The 12,291-nt window shown below is 65.4% G+C and carries 14 protein-coding genes; 7 read left to right on the forward strand and 7 right to left on the reverse strand.

Going from position 1 to position 12,291, the window contains the following annotated elements:
- The first annotated feature begins 4 nt into the window (after nucleotides 1-4).
- Nucleotides 5-769: a glycerophosphodiester phosphodiesterase gene (ugpQ, locus tag AC0GNO_RS09585; protein ID WP_472903848.1), complete on the forward strand. Its 765-nt coding sequence runs from the start codon at nucleotides 5-7 to the stop codon at nucleotides 767-769.
- Here ugpQ and AC0GNO_RS09590 read toward each other — a convergent pair whose 3' ends face one another.
- Nucleotides 770-1,039, reverse strand: coding sequence for a hypothetical protein (locus AC0GNO_RS09590; protein ID WP_472903849.1), 270 nt, complete (start codon nucleotides 1,037-1,039; stop codon nucleotides 770-772). It lies immediately after the preceding gene.
- A gap of 48 nt (nucleotides 1,040-1,087) precedes the next feature.
- Between AC0GNO_RS09590 and hemA the strand changes: the two genes are divergently transcribed.
- From hemA to AC0GNO_RS09615, 5 genes are all read left to right on the forward strand, one after another.
- Nucleotides 1,088-2,380, forward strand: a complete 1,293-nt coding sequence (hemA, locus tag AC0GNO_RS09595; protein ID WP_472903850.1) for a glutamyl-tRNA reductase — start codon at nucleotides 1,088-1,090, stop codon at nucleotides 2,378-2,380.
- Between the two features lie 90 nt (nucleotides 2,381-2,470).
- The gene (gene prfA / locus AC0GNO_RS09600; protein WP_472903851.1) at nucleotides 2,471-3,559 is read left to right on the forward strand and encodes a peptide chain release factor 1; all 1,089 of its coding nucleotides are present in this window, start codon (nucleotides 2,471-2,473) and stop codon (nucleotides 3,557-3,559) included.
- Nucleotides 3,556-4,401: a peptide chain release factor N(5)-glutamine methyltransferase gene (gene prmC / locus AC0GNO_RS09605; RefSeq protein ID WP_472903852.1), complete on the forward strand. Its 846-nt coding sequence runs from the start codon at nucleotides 3,556-3,558 to the stop codon at nucleotides 4,399-4,401. The genes prfA and prmC overlap by 4 nt, the downstream gene beginning before the upstream one ends.
- A 53-nt stretch (nucleotides 4,402-4,454) precedes the next feature.
- Nucleotides 4,455-4,778: a Grx4 family monothiol glutaredoxin gene (gene grxD, locus AC0GNO_RS09610; RefSeq protein WP_177132856.1), complete on the forward strand. Its 324-nt coding sequence runs from the start codon at nucleotides 4,455-4,457 to the stop codon at nucleotides 4,776-4,778.
- 181 nt (nucleotides 4,779-4,959) lie between these two features.
- Entirely contained in the window at nucleotides 4,960-5,964 is a 1,005-nt protein-coding gene (locus AC0GNO_RS09615; protein WP_472903853.1) for an AAA family ATPase, read from the forward strand.
- A 43-nt stretch (nucleotides 5,965-6,007) separates the two neighbouring features.
- On the opposite strand, the gene AC0GNO_RS09620 is transcribed toward AC0GNO_RS09615, so the two are convergent.
- A complete protein-coding gene (locus AC0GNO_RS09620) occupies nucleotides 6,008-6,682 on the reverse strand; it encodes a lytic transglycosylase domain-containing protein (RefSeq protein WP_472903854.1) in 675 nt (224 codons plus the stop codon).
- Nucleotides 6,679-8,424 carry a proline--tRNA ligase gene (locus tag AC0GNO_RS09625; RefSeq protein ID WP_472903855.1) on the reverse strand — a complete coding sequence of 582 codons (1,746 nt, stop codon included), beginning with the start codon at nucleotides 8,422-8,424 and terminating at the stop codon, nucleotides 6,679-6,681. Before AC0GNO_RS09625 ends, AC0GNO_RS09620 begins: the two co-directional genes overlap by 4 nt.
- Before the next feature lie 185 nt (nucleotides 8,425-8,609).
- On the opposite strand from AC0GNO_RS09625, the gene AC0GNO_RS09630 reads away from it, so the two are divergent.
- Nucleotides 8,610-9,275 (forward strand): RNA pyrophosphohydrolase, encoded by a 666-nt coding sequence (locus AC0GNO_RS09630; RefSeq protein ID WP_472889178.1) that lies wholly within the window; start codon nucleotides 8,610-8,612, stop codon nucleotides 9,273-9,275.
- A gap of 22 nt (nucleotides 9,276-9,297) precedes the next feature.
- Here AC0GNO_RS09630 and proB read toward each other — a convergent pair whose 3' ends face one another.
- The 4 genes from proB to rplU form a co-directional block, all read right to left on the reverse strand.
- Nucleotides 9,298-10,461 carry a glutamate 5-kinase gene (gene proB / locus AC0GNO_RS09635; RefSeq protein WP_472903856.1) on the reverse strand — a complete coding sequence of 388 codons (1,164 nt, stop codon included), beginning with the start codon at nucleotides 10,459-10,461 and terminating at the stop codon, nucleotides 9,298-9,300.
- A 38-nt stretch (nucleotides 10,462-10,499) separates the two neighbouring features.
- On the reverse strand, nucleotides 10,500-11,573 hold the full coding sequence (gene cgtA / locus AC0GNO_RS09640) for an Obg family GTPase CgtA (RefSeq protein WP_472889176.1): 1,074 nt from the start codon (nucleotides 11,571-11,573) through the stop codon (nucleotides 10,500-10,502).
- A gap of 125 nt (nucleotides 11,574-11,698) precedes the next feature.
- Complete coding sequence (gene rpmA, locus AC0GNO_RS09645) at nucleotides 11,699-11,956, reverse strand: 50S ribosomal protein L27 (protein ID WP_472889175.1); 258 nt, start codon at nucleotides 11,954-11,956, stop codon at nucleotides 11,699-11,701.
- Nucleotides 11,957-11,969: 13 nt separating this feature from the next.
- Nucleotides 11,970-12,281 carry a 50S ribosomal protein L21 gene (gene rplU / locus AC0GNO_RS09650; RefSeq protein WP_177133160.1) on the reverse strand — a complete coding sequence of 104 codons (312 nt, stop codon included), beginning with the start codon at nucleotides 12,279-12,281 and terminating at the stop codon, nucleotides 11,970-11,972.
- Between the last annotated feature and the right edge of the window lie 10 nt (nucleotides 12,282-12,291).

The raw sequence follows: 12,291 nt of genomic DNA on the forward strand, positions 1-12,291 counted from the left end.
CACCATGCCAGACACCCCCGAAGCCGGACCCAAGCCTTGGCCCTACCCACGCTGGATTGCCCACCGCGGCGCCGGCACGCTGGCACCGGAAAACACCCTGGTGGCGTTCCGGCTCGGTGCATCACACGGTTACCGCATGTTTGAGTGCGACGCCAAGTTCAGCGCCGACGGCGTGGTGTTTCTGCTGCACGACGACACGCTGGAGCGCACCACCAATGGTCAGGGCCTGGGCTGCGCCCAGTCCTGGGCGGCGCTGAGCCGTCTTGACGCCGGCGGTTGGCACTCGCCAGCCTATGCGGGAGAACCGCTGCCCACGCTGGAAGCCGTGGCGCGTTTCTGCCTCGCCAACGGTTGGCTGCTCAACATCGAGATCAAGCCCACGACAGGTCTGGCGCGAGAGACCGGCCGGGAGGTGGCGCAAGAGGCCGCCCGCCTGTGGGCGCAGCGCCCTGAGGCAAAGCCACCCTTGCTGACCTCGTTTGAACCCGAAGCATTGCAGGGTGCGCGCGAAACCCAGCACGGGCTGCCGCGCGGCCTGCTGCTGGAAACTTTGTGGAGTGGCTGGCTGGAAACCGCCATCGAGCTCGGTTGCCAGGCGGTGATCTGCGATCAGGACCTGTGGGAGGCCGGCAACGTGGCCCAAGTGCACCAGGCAGGTTTGCGCACCCTGGCCTACACAGTCAACGAAGCAACCTCGGTGCAGCGGCTGCTGGCGCTGGGTATCGACGGCCTGATCACCGACCGGGTGGATGGTTTCCCGCCCGACTGATCAACGACTGCGCATCCACCAGGCCAGCGTGCCCTGGGCCAGCACCAGCGCGGCGTAGGTGAACATCTTGCCGTCGCGGCCAAACAGGATCAGCCCCCCCAGCAGCACGAGCACACCCGCCCCCGCCAGCACACCCACCTCGACCGCCGGCCGCCAGCGCACCGCGCGTTTGCCGCGACCGATGCGCGGCCCGAGCCACAGCAGGGCGGACATCACCAGGGCCGGCGCGACGAAGTTGGCCAGGTGCCCAAGCAGGGCGAAAAATGTCATGTTGGGCATGCCGAAACGTCAAAGAGCCGGCAATTTTATAATCGGGCCATGTCTGTCTGGGCCCTCGGCATCAACCACCACACCGCTCCGCTCGATTTGCGGGGCCGGTTTGCCTTCGCGCTCGACCAGATCCAGCCCACGCTGAACGGCTACCGCCAGAGTCTGGCACGCCAGCCCGAGGCCACGCTGCTCTCCACCTGCAACCGCACCGAGCTCTATGGCGCGGGCGATCAGGCCGCCGTGGAGCCCACGCTGGAGTGGCTCGCCCACACCGGCGGCGTGAGCACCCACGTGCTGCGTGACCACGCCTATGTACTGCGCGAAGACCAGGCCGCGCGCCACGCCTTCCGCGTCGCCAGCGGGCTCGACAGCATGGTGCTGGGCGAGGCCCAGATCCTGGGGCAGATGAAGGACGCGGTGCGCGCCGCCGACGAGGCTGGCGCCCTGGGCACCACGCTGCACCAGCTGTTCCAGCGCTCGTTCGCGGTGGCCAAGCAGGTGCGCACCTCGACCGAGATCGGCGCCCACTCCATCAGCATGACCGCCGCCGCCGTGCGGCTGGCGTCCCAGCTGTTCGAAGACCTGAAAGACATCAAGGTGCTGTTTGTCGGCGCCGGCGAGATGATCGAACTTGCCGCCACCCACTTCGCGGCCAAGACACCCAAGGCCATGGTGATCGCCAACCGCACCCTGGAACGCGGTGAAAAGCTCGCCGGCCGCTTTGGCGCGGAGGTCATGCGCCTGGCCGACATCCCGGACCGGCTGCACGAATTCGACGCCGTGGTCAGCTGCACCGCCAGCACCCTGCCCATCATCGGGCTCGGCGCCGTCGAGCGCGCGCTCAAGAAGCGCAAACACCGCCCCATGTTCATGGTCGACCTGGCCGTGCCGCGCGACATCGAGATCGAAGTCAAAGGCCTGAGCGACGTCTACCTCTACACGGTGGACGACCTCGCTACCGTGGTGCAGACGGGCAAGGACAACCGCCAGGCCGCCGTGGCCCAGGCCGAGGCCATCATCGACGCCGGCGTGCTCAGCTTCATGCACTGGCTGGAGCAGCGCGACCCGGCCAACGGCATGGTGCCGCTGATCCAGCAGATCCACGCCCAGGCTGACGCCTGGCGCAGTGCTGAAATGGCGCGCGCCAAAAAGCTGCTGGCCCGCGGTGAACCGGTCGACGCGGTGCTGGAAGCCATGTCGCGCGGCCTCACGCAAAAGATGCTGCACGGTACCCTGGCCGAGCTGCGCGCGGGCGATGCCGACACGCGCGCAGCCACTGCGCAGACCGTCTCGCGCCTGTTCCTGCGCGACGACCCCGTCAAGCCGCCGCGGAATTCCTAGCGCCCCGGCCTGCCACCGCGCGCCGGTCCGCACCAGCGCGTCAGCCACCCCGCCGCTCCCTCGGCGCCACCGACCCCCTTTGCCCGCTCCATGAAACCCTTCGTCCGCGACACCCTGATGCGCCAACGCGCCCGGCTCCACGAGCTGGACGCCCTGCTGGCCGCGCCCGACGTGGTGGACAGCATGGACCGCTTTCGCGCACTCAGCCGTGAACACGCCGAAGTGGGCGCCGTGGTTGAAGTGTTCAACCGCTACCTGCAGCGTGAAGCCGATCAAACGTCCGCCACCGAGCTGCTGCAGGACCCGGACATGGCCGAGATGGCCGAAGAAGAAATCAAAAGCGCCCGCGCCGATCTGGAAACGCTCGACGCCGAACTGCAGCAACTGCTGCTGCCCAAAGACCCGGACGACGAACGCAACGCCTTCATGGAAATCCGCGCCGGCACCGGCGGCGACGAGTCAGCCCTGTTCGCCGGCGACCTGGCCCGGCTCTACACGCGCTACGCCGAAGCCCAACGCTGGACGGTCGAGGCGGTGAGCGAGTCGCCCAGCGAACTCGGCGGCTACAAAGAGGTGGTCCTGCGCATCGTGGGCCGCGGCGCCTACGGCAAGCTGCGCTTCGAATCGGGTGGCCACCGTGTGCAGCGCGTGCCGGTCACCGAAACGCAGGGCCGCATCCACACCAGCGCCGCCACCGTGGCCGTGATGCCCGAACCCGACGAGACCGAGGCAGTGAAACTCAATCCGAGCGAGCTGCGCATCGACACCTACCGCGCCAGCGGCGCCGGCGGACAACACATCAACAAGACCGATTCGGCCGTGCGCGTGACCCACCTGCCCACCGGCATCACCGCCGAATGCCAGGACGGCCGCAGCCAGCACAGCAACAAGGCCAAGGCCTTGCAGGTGCTGACCGCGCGCCTGCAGGAAAAAGACCGCAGCGAGCGCGCCGCCAAGGAAGCCGCCACCCGCAAGGGCCTGATCGGCAGCGGCGACCGCAGCGACCGCATCCGCACCTACAACTTCCCGCAGGGACGTCTCACCGACCACCGCATCAACCTCACGCTCTACAAGTTGCTGCAGGTGATGGAGGGCGACCTGGGCGACGTGATCCACGCCCTGCAGGTGGCGCGCGGCACCGAGCTGCTGGCCGAGCTGGAACAGCGGAACAGCCTGTGAACACCGGGCAGCACCTCCGAGATGCTTTGGTACAAGCCCAGCAACAGGGCCTGGACCGGCTGGACGCCCAGATGCTGCTGCTGCTGGCGCTGGGCCGCGACCTGAATCACCGCGCCTGGCTGCTGGCGCACGACACCGACCCCATGCCCGACGGCGCCGCAACGCGCTACGCCGAACTGGTGCGCCGCCGCCTGGCCGGCGAGCCAGTGGCCTACCTGGCGGGTGCCAAAGCCTTCTTCGGCCTCAATCTGCAGGTGGACCCGCGCGTGCTCGTGCCCCGACCGGACACCGAAACCCTGGTTCAGTGGGCGCTGGACATGTTGGCGCCACCACCCGCCCATCCCCGCTTCCTGGACCTCGGCACCGGCAGCGGCGCCATCGCCCTGGCGGTGAAATCGCAGCGCCCCGACGTGGCGGTTTCCGCCACCGATGCCAGCGCCGACGCCCTGACCGTGGCGCGCTCCAACGCGGAACGCCTGGGTCTGGCGGTGGACTTCCATGCGGGTTCCTGGCTACAGGCCGTGCCCGGCCAGCGCTTTGACGTGATCGCCAGCAACCCGCCCTATATCGCTGACGGCGACCCGCACCTCGCCGCCCTCGGCCAAGAACCCCTCGGCGCGCTCACCTCGGGCCCCGACGGGTTGGACGATATCCGGGAGCTGGTCAAGAGCGCGCCCGCCGCACTGGCCCCGGGCGGCTGGCTGCTGCTGGAGCATGGGCACGATCAGGCGGTCGCCGTGCGCGCCCTGCTGGTGCAGCAAGGCTTCGGGCAAGTCAGCAGCCGCTGCGACCTCGCGGGCATTGAACGGTGCAGCGGCGGGATCTGGCCGCAACAGCGATAATTCGGGCTGTTTTCGGGCCGCGTCCGGCCCGCCCAGATCAGGAGTTATTTGCCATGAGCGACGCCCAGACCCAAATCGACCAGTTGGTCAAATCCAACGACATCGTGCTCTTCATGAAGGGCAATGCCAGTTTCCCCATGTGCGGCTTCTCCGGCCGAGCCATCCAGATCCTGAAAGCCTGTGGCGTCGACACCAAGACGGTGAAGACCGTCAACGTGCTGGAAGACGAAGGCATCCGCCAGGGCATCAAGACTTACAGCAGCTGGCCCACCATCCCGCAGCTCTACGTCAAAGGCGAGTTCATCGGCGGTTCGGACATCATGATGGAGATGTACGAGTCGGGCGAACTGCAGCAGGTCATCAACGGCCAGGCCTGAAGCCCCTTCGCCGCCCTGCCCAGCCACCTCCGGGTGGCTTTCTGCTTTCTGGCCTGCGCCTTTTGGCACGCTGACGCCAGAAACCTCGTGAAGCGGTGCCTTGTTCCGGCTTTTCCTGCATTGAGCTCTGGCATGTCTTGTGCTTGAATGAAAGCATTGCCGAACCCCACAGGAGAACCGCATGAGCTCTCGCAGCCTGGTCGCTTCACCCTCCCTCGGACTGCCCATCGCCCGGATGCGCAGCGTGTTCAGCGCCGACGAAGTCGAGCGCAAGCTGGCTCACCTGCAGGCCAGCGGCAACGAGCGCGAATACGAGGGCCTGCGCAACACCTGGCAACGCATGCTCGAACGCGGCCCCCAGCGCTTCGCTGTCAAACCTTCGGGCGTGCCCGACATGGCACCGCTTTACGACCTGCTGCCCAATTTTGGTGAGGTGCTGGACGACGTGAAGCGCCACGTGGCCCTCAGCCAGGACAGCCGCGACAGCCTGGAGGTGACCCCGATCCTGCTGCTCGGGCCGCCCGGCGTGGGCAAGACCCATTTCGCCAAACAGATCGCCGACCTGCTGGGCACCAGCATGAGCCTGGTCCCGATGAGCTCCATGACGGCCGGCTGGCTGCTGTCGGGGTCCTCGTCGCAGTGGAAGGGCGCCAAGCCCGGCAAGGTGTTTGAGGCGCTGGTGGACGGCCAGTACGCCAACCCGGTGATCGTGGTCGACGAGATCGACAAGGCCAGCGCCGACGCGCAGTACGACCCGCTGGGCGCGCTCTACAGCCTGCTGGAGCACGACACGGCGCAAAACTTCGTGGACGAGTTCGCCGAAGTGCCGATCGACGCCAGCCAGGTGATCTGGATCACCACCGCCAACGACGAGCGCACGATTCCCGAGCCGATCCTCAACCGCATGAACGTGTTCGAAATCGCAGCACCCTCGCCCGAAGCCGCGCGCAAGATCGCCGCCCACCTGTACCGCAGCATCCTGGGCGAACACGACTGGGGACAACGCTTCGCCCCCGAACCGTCAGACGATGTGCTGGACCAGCTGGCCTGCCTGGCGCCTCGCGAAATGCGCCGGGCTCTGGTCACCGCCTTTGGCAATGCCCGGCTCGACAACCGCTACAGCGTGGCGGCGGACGACCTGCCCAAAGCGGGCAGCGGCAAGTCGCGGATCGGGTTCCTGCAGTAGGCGCCACCAGCGAACGCAGACCTGCAGGCGCTGAGGTCCTGGCTCAGGCGTCCGGATGAATCCAGTTGCGCGACGCGGCATACACCGCGTTCGGGTACTCCGACCGGCCACGGCTGCCGTTGTAACGGCCCAGCGCTAGGAAGGTGTCGCCGCGCTCGCGGTCCAGGTAATGGCGCAGGATCACGCAGCCGAAACGCAGATTGGTCTGCATGTTGAACAACCGGGACGGGTCACCGTCGCCGATCAGGCGCGACCAGAACGGCATGATCTGCATGTAGCCCCGCGCGCCCACGCGCGAAATGGCGAATTTTCGGAACGCGCTCTCGACCTGGATCAGCCCCAGCACCATCGTGGTGTCCAGCCCGGCGCGGCGTGTCTCGTACCAGACGGTCTGCAGGAACTCGATGCGCGTCTGGAAATCCGGTTTGCGTTTCTTCAAACGCTCACTCATGACGCCGAGCCAGCGCAGGTGTGACAGCCGCTTTTCGGTATCGCTGAAATCCGGCACCGGCGGAGCGCTGTTGGCGATGGCGGCGCTGAGCACCGAACGCACCGAGTCGGCGAGCGGCTCCTCCAGCTGGCGCCCGGCCCAGGCGCTGCCTGGTGCGGCCAGCAGACCGAGGCCGCCCAAGCCCAGTGCCCCGGCGCCGGCCAGCCAGTCGCGACGCCGCAGCGGACAAGCGTCGAACTGCGCCACAGAACCACCCCCAGCCTTCATGCCGCGATCCGCTCCTTCAGAAAGGCCAGCACATCGGCCGCGGCCACCTTGGTCGCAGCCGCATCACGGCGGTGCTGGTACTCGATCTGGCCCTCCTTGATGCCACGGTCGCCGATCGTCACGCGGTGTGGCACACCAATGAGCTCCCAGTCGGCAAACATGGCGCCAGGGCGTTCGCCGCGATCGTCCAGCAACACGTCCACGCCCGCGGCCACCAGTTGTTCGTGCAACAGCTCGGCAGCAGCTTTCACCTCGGGGCTGCGGTCCATGCCGATGGGACAGATCACCACGGTGAACGGGGCGATCGCATCGGGCCAGATGATGCCGCGCTCGTCGTGGTTCTGCTCGATGGCCGCCGCCGGCAGGCGCGTGATGCCGATGCCGTAACAGCCCATCTCGAAGTGCGCGGGTTTGCCGTCCTCCCCGAGGAAGGTGGCGGCCATTGCCTTGCTGTATTTGGTGCCCAGATAGAACACATGGCCCACCTCGATGCCGCGCTCGATGGCCAGGGCGCCTTGGCCGTCCGGCGAAGCATCGCCCTCCACCACATTGCGCAGGTCGGCCACCAGATCGGGTTCGGGCAGGTCGCGCCCCCAGTTCACACCGGTCATGTGAAAGTCGGGTTGATTGGCACCGCAGATCCAGTCGGCCATCACCGCCACCTCGCGGTCCACCACCAGTTTCACCGGCAGTTTCAGACCGATGGGCCCAAGGTAGCCCGGCTTGCAGCCGAAGTGGGCTTCGATCTCGGACACCGTGGCAAAGCGGAAGCCGGCGCTCAACCCGGGCACCTTGCTCACCTTGACTTCGTTCATGTCGTGGTCGCCACGCAGCAGCAGCAACCACACCTGGCTCTTCACGATCTCGCCCGATTCATTGAGCGTGTCGGTTGCCAGCACCAGCGACTTCACGGTCGTGGCCAGCGGCACCCCCAGCAGTTCGGCCACATCGGCGCAGGTGCTCTTGCCCGGCGTGGGAGTCTTGGCCATCGCGTTGGCAGCGGTCGCGCGCGGGCCCGCAGGCGCCAGCGCCTCGGCTTTTTCCATGTTGGCCGCGTAGTCGCTGGTGGGGCAGTAGACGATGGCGTCCTCCCCCGTGGCAGCGATCACCTGGAACTCTTCGGAAAGGTCGCCACCGATGGCGCCGCTGTCGGCCGCCACCGCGCGGTAGCGCAAGCCAAAACGGTCGAAGATGCGGCGGTAGGCCGCGGCCATGACCTGGTAGCTCGCCTTGGCGGCGGCTTCGTCGCGATCAAAGCTGTAGGCGTCCTTCATGATGAACTCGCGACCGCGCATCAAGCCAAAACGCGGCCGTCGTTCATCGCGGAACTTGGTCTGGATCTGGTAGAAATTTTTCGGCAACTGCTTGTAGCTGCGCAGCTCCTGTCGAGCGATATCGGTCACCACCTCTTCACTGGTGGGCTGCACCACAAAGTCGCGGCCGTGGCGGTCCTTGATGCGCAGCAGCTCAGGCCCCATCGCCTCGAAGCGCCCGGTCTCCTGCCAGAGCTCGGCGGGCTGCACCACCGGCATGGTGAGCTCCACCGCGCCGGCGCGGTTCATCTCCTCGCGCACGATGGCCTCCACCTTCTGGATCACCCGCAGACCCATGGGCATGTAGCTGTAGATGCCGGCGCCGAGCTTCTTGATCATGCCGGCGCGGGTCATGAGCTGGTGGCTGACCACCTCCGCATCGGCCGGGGCTTCCTTGAGGGTGGAAATAAAGAACTGGGAGGCTTTCATGGGTGCGGCTGCCGTGCGGCAGTGTGGGTCGTTCAAACGGAGTCGGTGGGCGCCGGATCAGCGTCGACGATGCCCGTCGGGCATCGGGACTTACCCCTCATTGCAGCGCAACAGGTGGGCAATCACTTCGCAAGCCGCAAGGGGCGATGCATAATCCAGACAGTTCAAAAAATTTGAGGTTGATTATGCTTGACAGGGAAGGCTTCAGGCCCAATGTCGGCATCATTCTGCTCAACCAGAGAAACCAGGTGTTCTGGGGCAAAAGGATTCGTTCCCACTCCTGGCAGTTCCCGCAAGGAGGCATCGACCGGGGCGAAACGCCCGAACAGGCGATGTACCGCGAGCTGCACGAAGAAGTGGGTCTCATGCCCGAACACGTGTGCATCGTTGCCCGTACGCGGGACTGGTTGCGCTACGAAGTGCCGGACAGATTCATCCGCCGCGATGCGCGCGGTCACTACAAAGGTCAGAAACAGATCTGGTACCTGCTGCGCCTGGTTGCACAGGACTGGCATCTCAATCTGCGCGCCACCAGCCACCCGGAGTTTGACGCCTGGCGCTGGCACGACTACTGGGTGCCGCTGGACGTGGTGGTGGAGTTCAAGCGCGGCGTCTACGAAATGGCGCTGACCGAACTCGCGCGTTACCTGCCCAGGAACGAACACCGCAACCGCTATCTGCGCGGCGCAGGGCGCCAGAGGGGCTTGGACGACGGACCCCATGCGGCGTACTCAAGCGGTGCGCCACCGTGCATGGAGTTGCCCCCTGGGGCGAGTTTCGACCCCGATCCGCAAGGCGATCTGCGCGCGGGCGATTCGAACAACGCCGACTTACCCCGACCACCGCTGTGAATCGCAGCGACGTCGCGCAAGGTCAGTTGCGCGACAGGACCAGGTTGTCGCGATGGATCATCTCTGATTCCGCCACGTACCCGAGCAAACGCTCAAAGTCGCTCGATGACTTGCGGCACAACAGGCGTGCTTCAGAGCTTGCATAGTTGGCCAGGCCGCGCGCAATCTCCTGGCCAGCGCCGTCGCGTACCGCGATCACATCACCGCGAGAGAAGTCGCCTTCAACGGCTGTCATGCCGATCGGCAACAAGCTCTTGCCTTCACCCAGGATCTTCTGAACTGCGCCGTCGTCGACCCGTACCGAGCCACGCAGCTGCAGATGGTCGGCCATCCAGCGCTTGCGCGCCTGGTTCTTGGGAGTTCCTGCCACCAGGCAGGTGCCGATGGCTTCTCCAGCACACAGGCGCAGCAGCACCTGAGGTTCACGCCCCCAGGCAATGACGGTGGAAGCGCCCGAGCCGGCCGCGCGCTTGGCGGCCAGGATCTTGGTGATCATGCCGCCCTTGCCGATGCCGGAACCCGCGCCGCCGGCCATGGTTTCGAGTTCGGGATCACCAGCCCTCGCCAGATCGACGAACCGCGCAGTCGGGTCGCGCCGGGGGTCGGCCGTGTAGAGGCCTCTTTGATCGGTGAGGATCACCAGCACATCGGCCTCGACCAGGTTGGCGACCAGCGCTCCCAGGGTGTCGTTGTCGCCGAACTTGATTTCGTCGTTGACGACGGTGTCGTTTTCATTGATCACCGGCACCACACCGAGCTGCAGCAGGGTCAGCAAGGTCGAGCGGGCGTTGAGGTAACGTTCACGGTCGGCCAGATCGGCGTGCGTCAACAACACCTGGGCACTGCCCACGCCGCAGGCGCTGAGCTTGCTCTCGTACATCTGCACGAGGCCCATCTGGCCCACGGCGGCTGCCGCCTGCAATTCGTTGATCTCTTTCGGGCGCACGCTCCAGCCCAGGCGTTTCATGCCTTCGGCCACAGCGCCGCTGCTGACCATGATCAGCTCAAGGCCTTGCTGCACCAGGGCAGCCAGTTGTTCGCTCCATTGGCCAATGGCCTCTTCGTCCAGGCCCCGGCCTTCGTTGGTAACGAGACTGGAGCCCACCTTGACGACGATGCGCCTGGCGGACTTGAAGACGCCTGCCTGATCCAGGCTGGGGTTCAAACGGGTTTCAACTGCTGCCATGGGCTCGCTTCATCCATTGCGTTGGCGGAGGCGCGGTCTCAAAGACCGCGGGGATCTTCAACAAATCGGGGATCCACGTCCACCGGCGCCTGGTGCGACTGGAACTCCTTGGCCAGGTACTCGTAAACCCCCTGAATCAGGCGCTCACATCCTTCGCGCGTCAGTGCGGAAATTTCGAACACCGGACCCTTGTACTTGAGCCGTTTGACGATGTCCTTGACCAAGGCTTCGCGCTGGTCCATGGGCACCATGTCGAGCTTGTTGAGCACCAGCCAGCGCGGTTTTGCATGCAGCTTGGGATCGAACTTCTTGAGTTCGGCGACGATGGCCTTGGCCTGCACCACGGGGTCCACGCCGGAGTCAAACGGTGCGACATCGAGCATGTGCAGCAACAGGCGTGTGCGCTGCAGGTGACGCAGGAACTGGTGACCAAGGCCCGCACCCTCTGACGCACCTTCGATCAAACCAGGCACGTCGGCGACCACAAAACTCTTCTCAGGCGCCACCCGCACCACCCCCAGGTTGGGATAGAGCGTGGTGAAGGGGTAGTCGGCGATCTTGGGCCGCGCATTCGAGATCGCGGAGATCAGGGTCGACTTGCCGGCATTGGGCATGCCGAGCAGACCCACATCGGCCAGCACCTTGAGCTCCAGCTTGAGGGTGCGCTTTTCCCCCGCCCAACCCGGCGTCTTCTGGCGCGGCGCGCGGTTGGTCGAGCTCTTGTAGTGCATGTTGCCAAAACCACCGTCGCCCCCCTTGGCGATCGTGATCACCTCACCGGGCACCAGCAACTCATGCAGTACCTCGCCGGTTTCGGCGTCAGCAATGATGGTACCCACCGGCATCTTGAGCACAATGTCGTCGCCCTTGACGCCGAACATGTCCGAACCCTTGCCGTGTTCGCCACGCCCTGCTTCAAAACGGCGCGTGTAGCGAAAATCGACCAAGGTGTTGAGGCTGGCATCGGCCACCGCCAGCAGGTGACCGCCGCGGCCACCGTCGCCGCCGTCGGGGCCGCCAAATTCTTTGTACTTCTCATGCCGGAACGACGCGCAGCCGTTGCCGCCATCACCGGCGGCGACTTCGATCGTGGCTTCGTCCACAAATTTCATGATCTGTATTCCTGCGAAAAACCAACACAAAAGGCCCGCGTCGGCGGGCCTTTTGCAATCAGGACATCACCCGCGCCTGAAGCACCGCCTGGATTCACAATCCGGCAGCGCCAGGACGCCCCGCCTCAGACGGGCGTGATGCTCACCACGTGACGGTTCAACGCGCCCTTGATGGCGAAGTTGACATGACCGTCGGCTGTGGCAAACAGGGTGTGGTCTTTGCCCACGCCCACGTTCACACCGGGGTGGAACTTGGTACCGCGCTGACGCACGATGATGGAGCCGGAACTGACCAGCTCGCCGCCAAACGCTTTCACGCCGAGCATCTTGGGCTTGGAATCGCGCCCGTTTCGCGTTGAGCCGCCGCCTTTTTTCTGTGCCATGTTGACTTACTCCTCAGGCTGCGATCGACGAAATCTGCAGTTCGGTGAAATTCTGACGGTGACCCTGGCGCTTCTGGTAGTGCTTGCGACGGCGCATCTTGAAGATGTGAACCTTGTCGTGCCTGCCGTGAGCCAGAACCGTGACTGTGACCGTTGCGCCGGAAACCAAGGGAGTGCCCACCTTGATCTCGCTGCCGTTGCCGACAGCCAGAACCTGGTCAAACACGATCTCTTGACCCACATCCGCAGCAATCTGTTCTACTTTAATTTTTTCGCCAGCAGCAACACGATACTGTTTGCCACCGGTTTTTATGACCGCGTACATATGAACCTCT

Source organism: Hydrogenophaga sp. L310 (genome assembly GCF_055703065.1).

Excerpts from the sequence above, each read along its gene's own strand:
- rplU (WP_177133160.1), bottom strand. The coding sequence starts at position 12,281 with ATGTACGCGGTCATAAAAACCGGTGGCAAACAGTATCGTGTTGCTGCT.
- cgtA (WP_472889176.1), bottom strand. The coding sequence starts at position 11,573 with ATGAAATTTGTGGACGAAGCCACGATCGAAGTCGCCGCCGGTGATGGC.
- rpmA (WP_472889175.1), bottom strand. The coding sequence starts at position 11,956 with ATGGCACAGAAAAAAGGCGGCGGCTCAACGCGAAACGGGCGCGATTCC.
- proB (WP_472903856.1), bottom strand. The coding sequence starts at position 10,461 with ATGGCAGCAGTTGAAACCCGTTTGAACCCCAGCCTGGATCAGGCAGGC.
- AC0GNO_RS09625 (WP_472903855.1), bottom strand. The coding sequence starts at position 8,424 with ATGAAAGCCTCCCAGTTCTTTATTTCCACCCTCAAGGAAGCCCCGGCC.
- grxD (WP_177132856.1), top strand. The coding sequence starts at position 4,455 with ATGAGCGACGCCCAGACCCAAATCGACCAGTTGGTCAAATCCAACGAC.
- ugpQ (WP_472903848.1), top strand. The coding sequence starts at position 5 with ATGCCAGACACCCCCGAAGCCGGACCCAAGCCTTGGCCCTACCCACGC.
- AC0GNO_RS09590 (WP_472903849.1), bottom strand. The coding sequence starts at position 1,039 with ATGACATTTTTCGCCCTGCTTGGGCACCTGGCCAACTTCGTCGCGCCG.
- hemA (WP_472903850.1), top strand. The coding sequence starts at position 1,088 with ATGTCTGTCTGGGCCCTCGGCATCAACCACCACACCGCTCCGCTCGAT.
- AC0GNO_RS09615 (WP_472903853.1), top strand. The coding sequence starts at position 4,960 with ATGAGCTCTCGCAGCCTGGTCGCTTCACCCTCCCTCGGACTGCCCATC.
- AC0GNO_RS09630 (WP_472889178.1), top strand. The coding sequence starts at position 8,610 with ATGCTTGACAGGGAAGGCTTCAGGCCCAATGTCGGCATCATTCTGCTC.
- AC0GNO_RS09620 (WP_472903854.1), bottom strand. The coding sequence starts at position 6,682 with ATGAAGGCTGGGGGTGGTTCTGTGGCGCAGTTCGACGCTTGTCCGCTG.
- prfA (WP_472903851.1), top strand. The coding sequence starts at position 2,471 with ATGAAACCCTTCGTCCGCGACACCCTGATGCGCCAACGCGCCCGGCTC.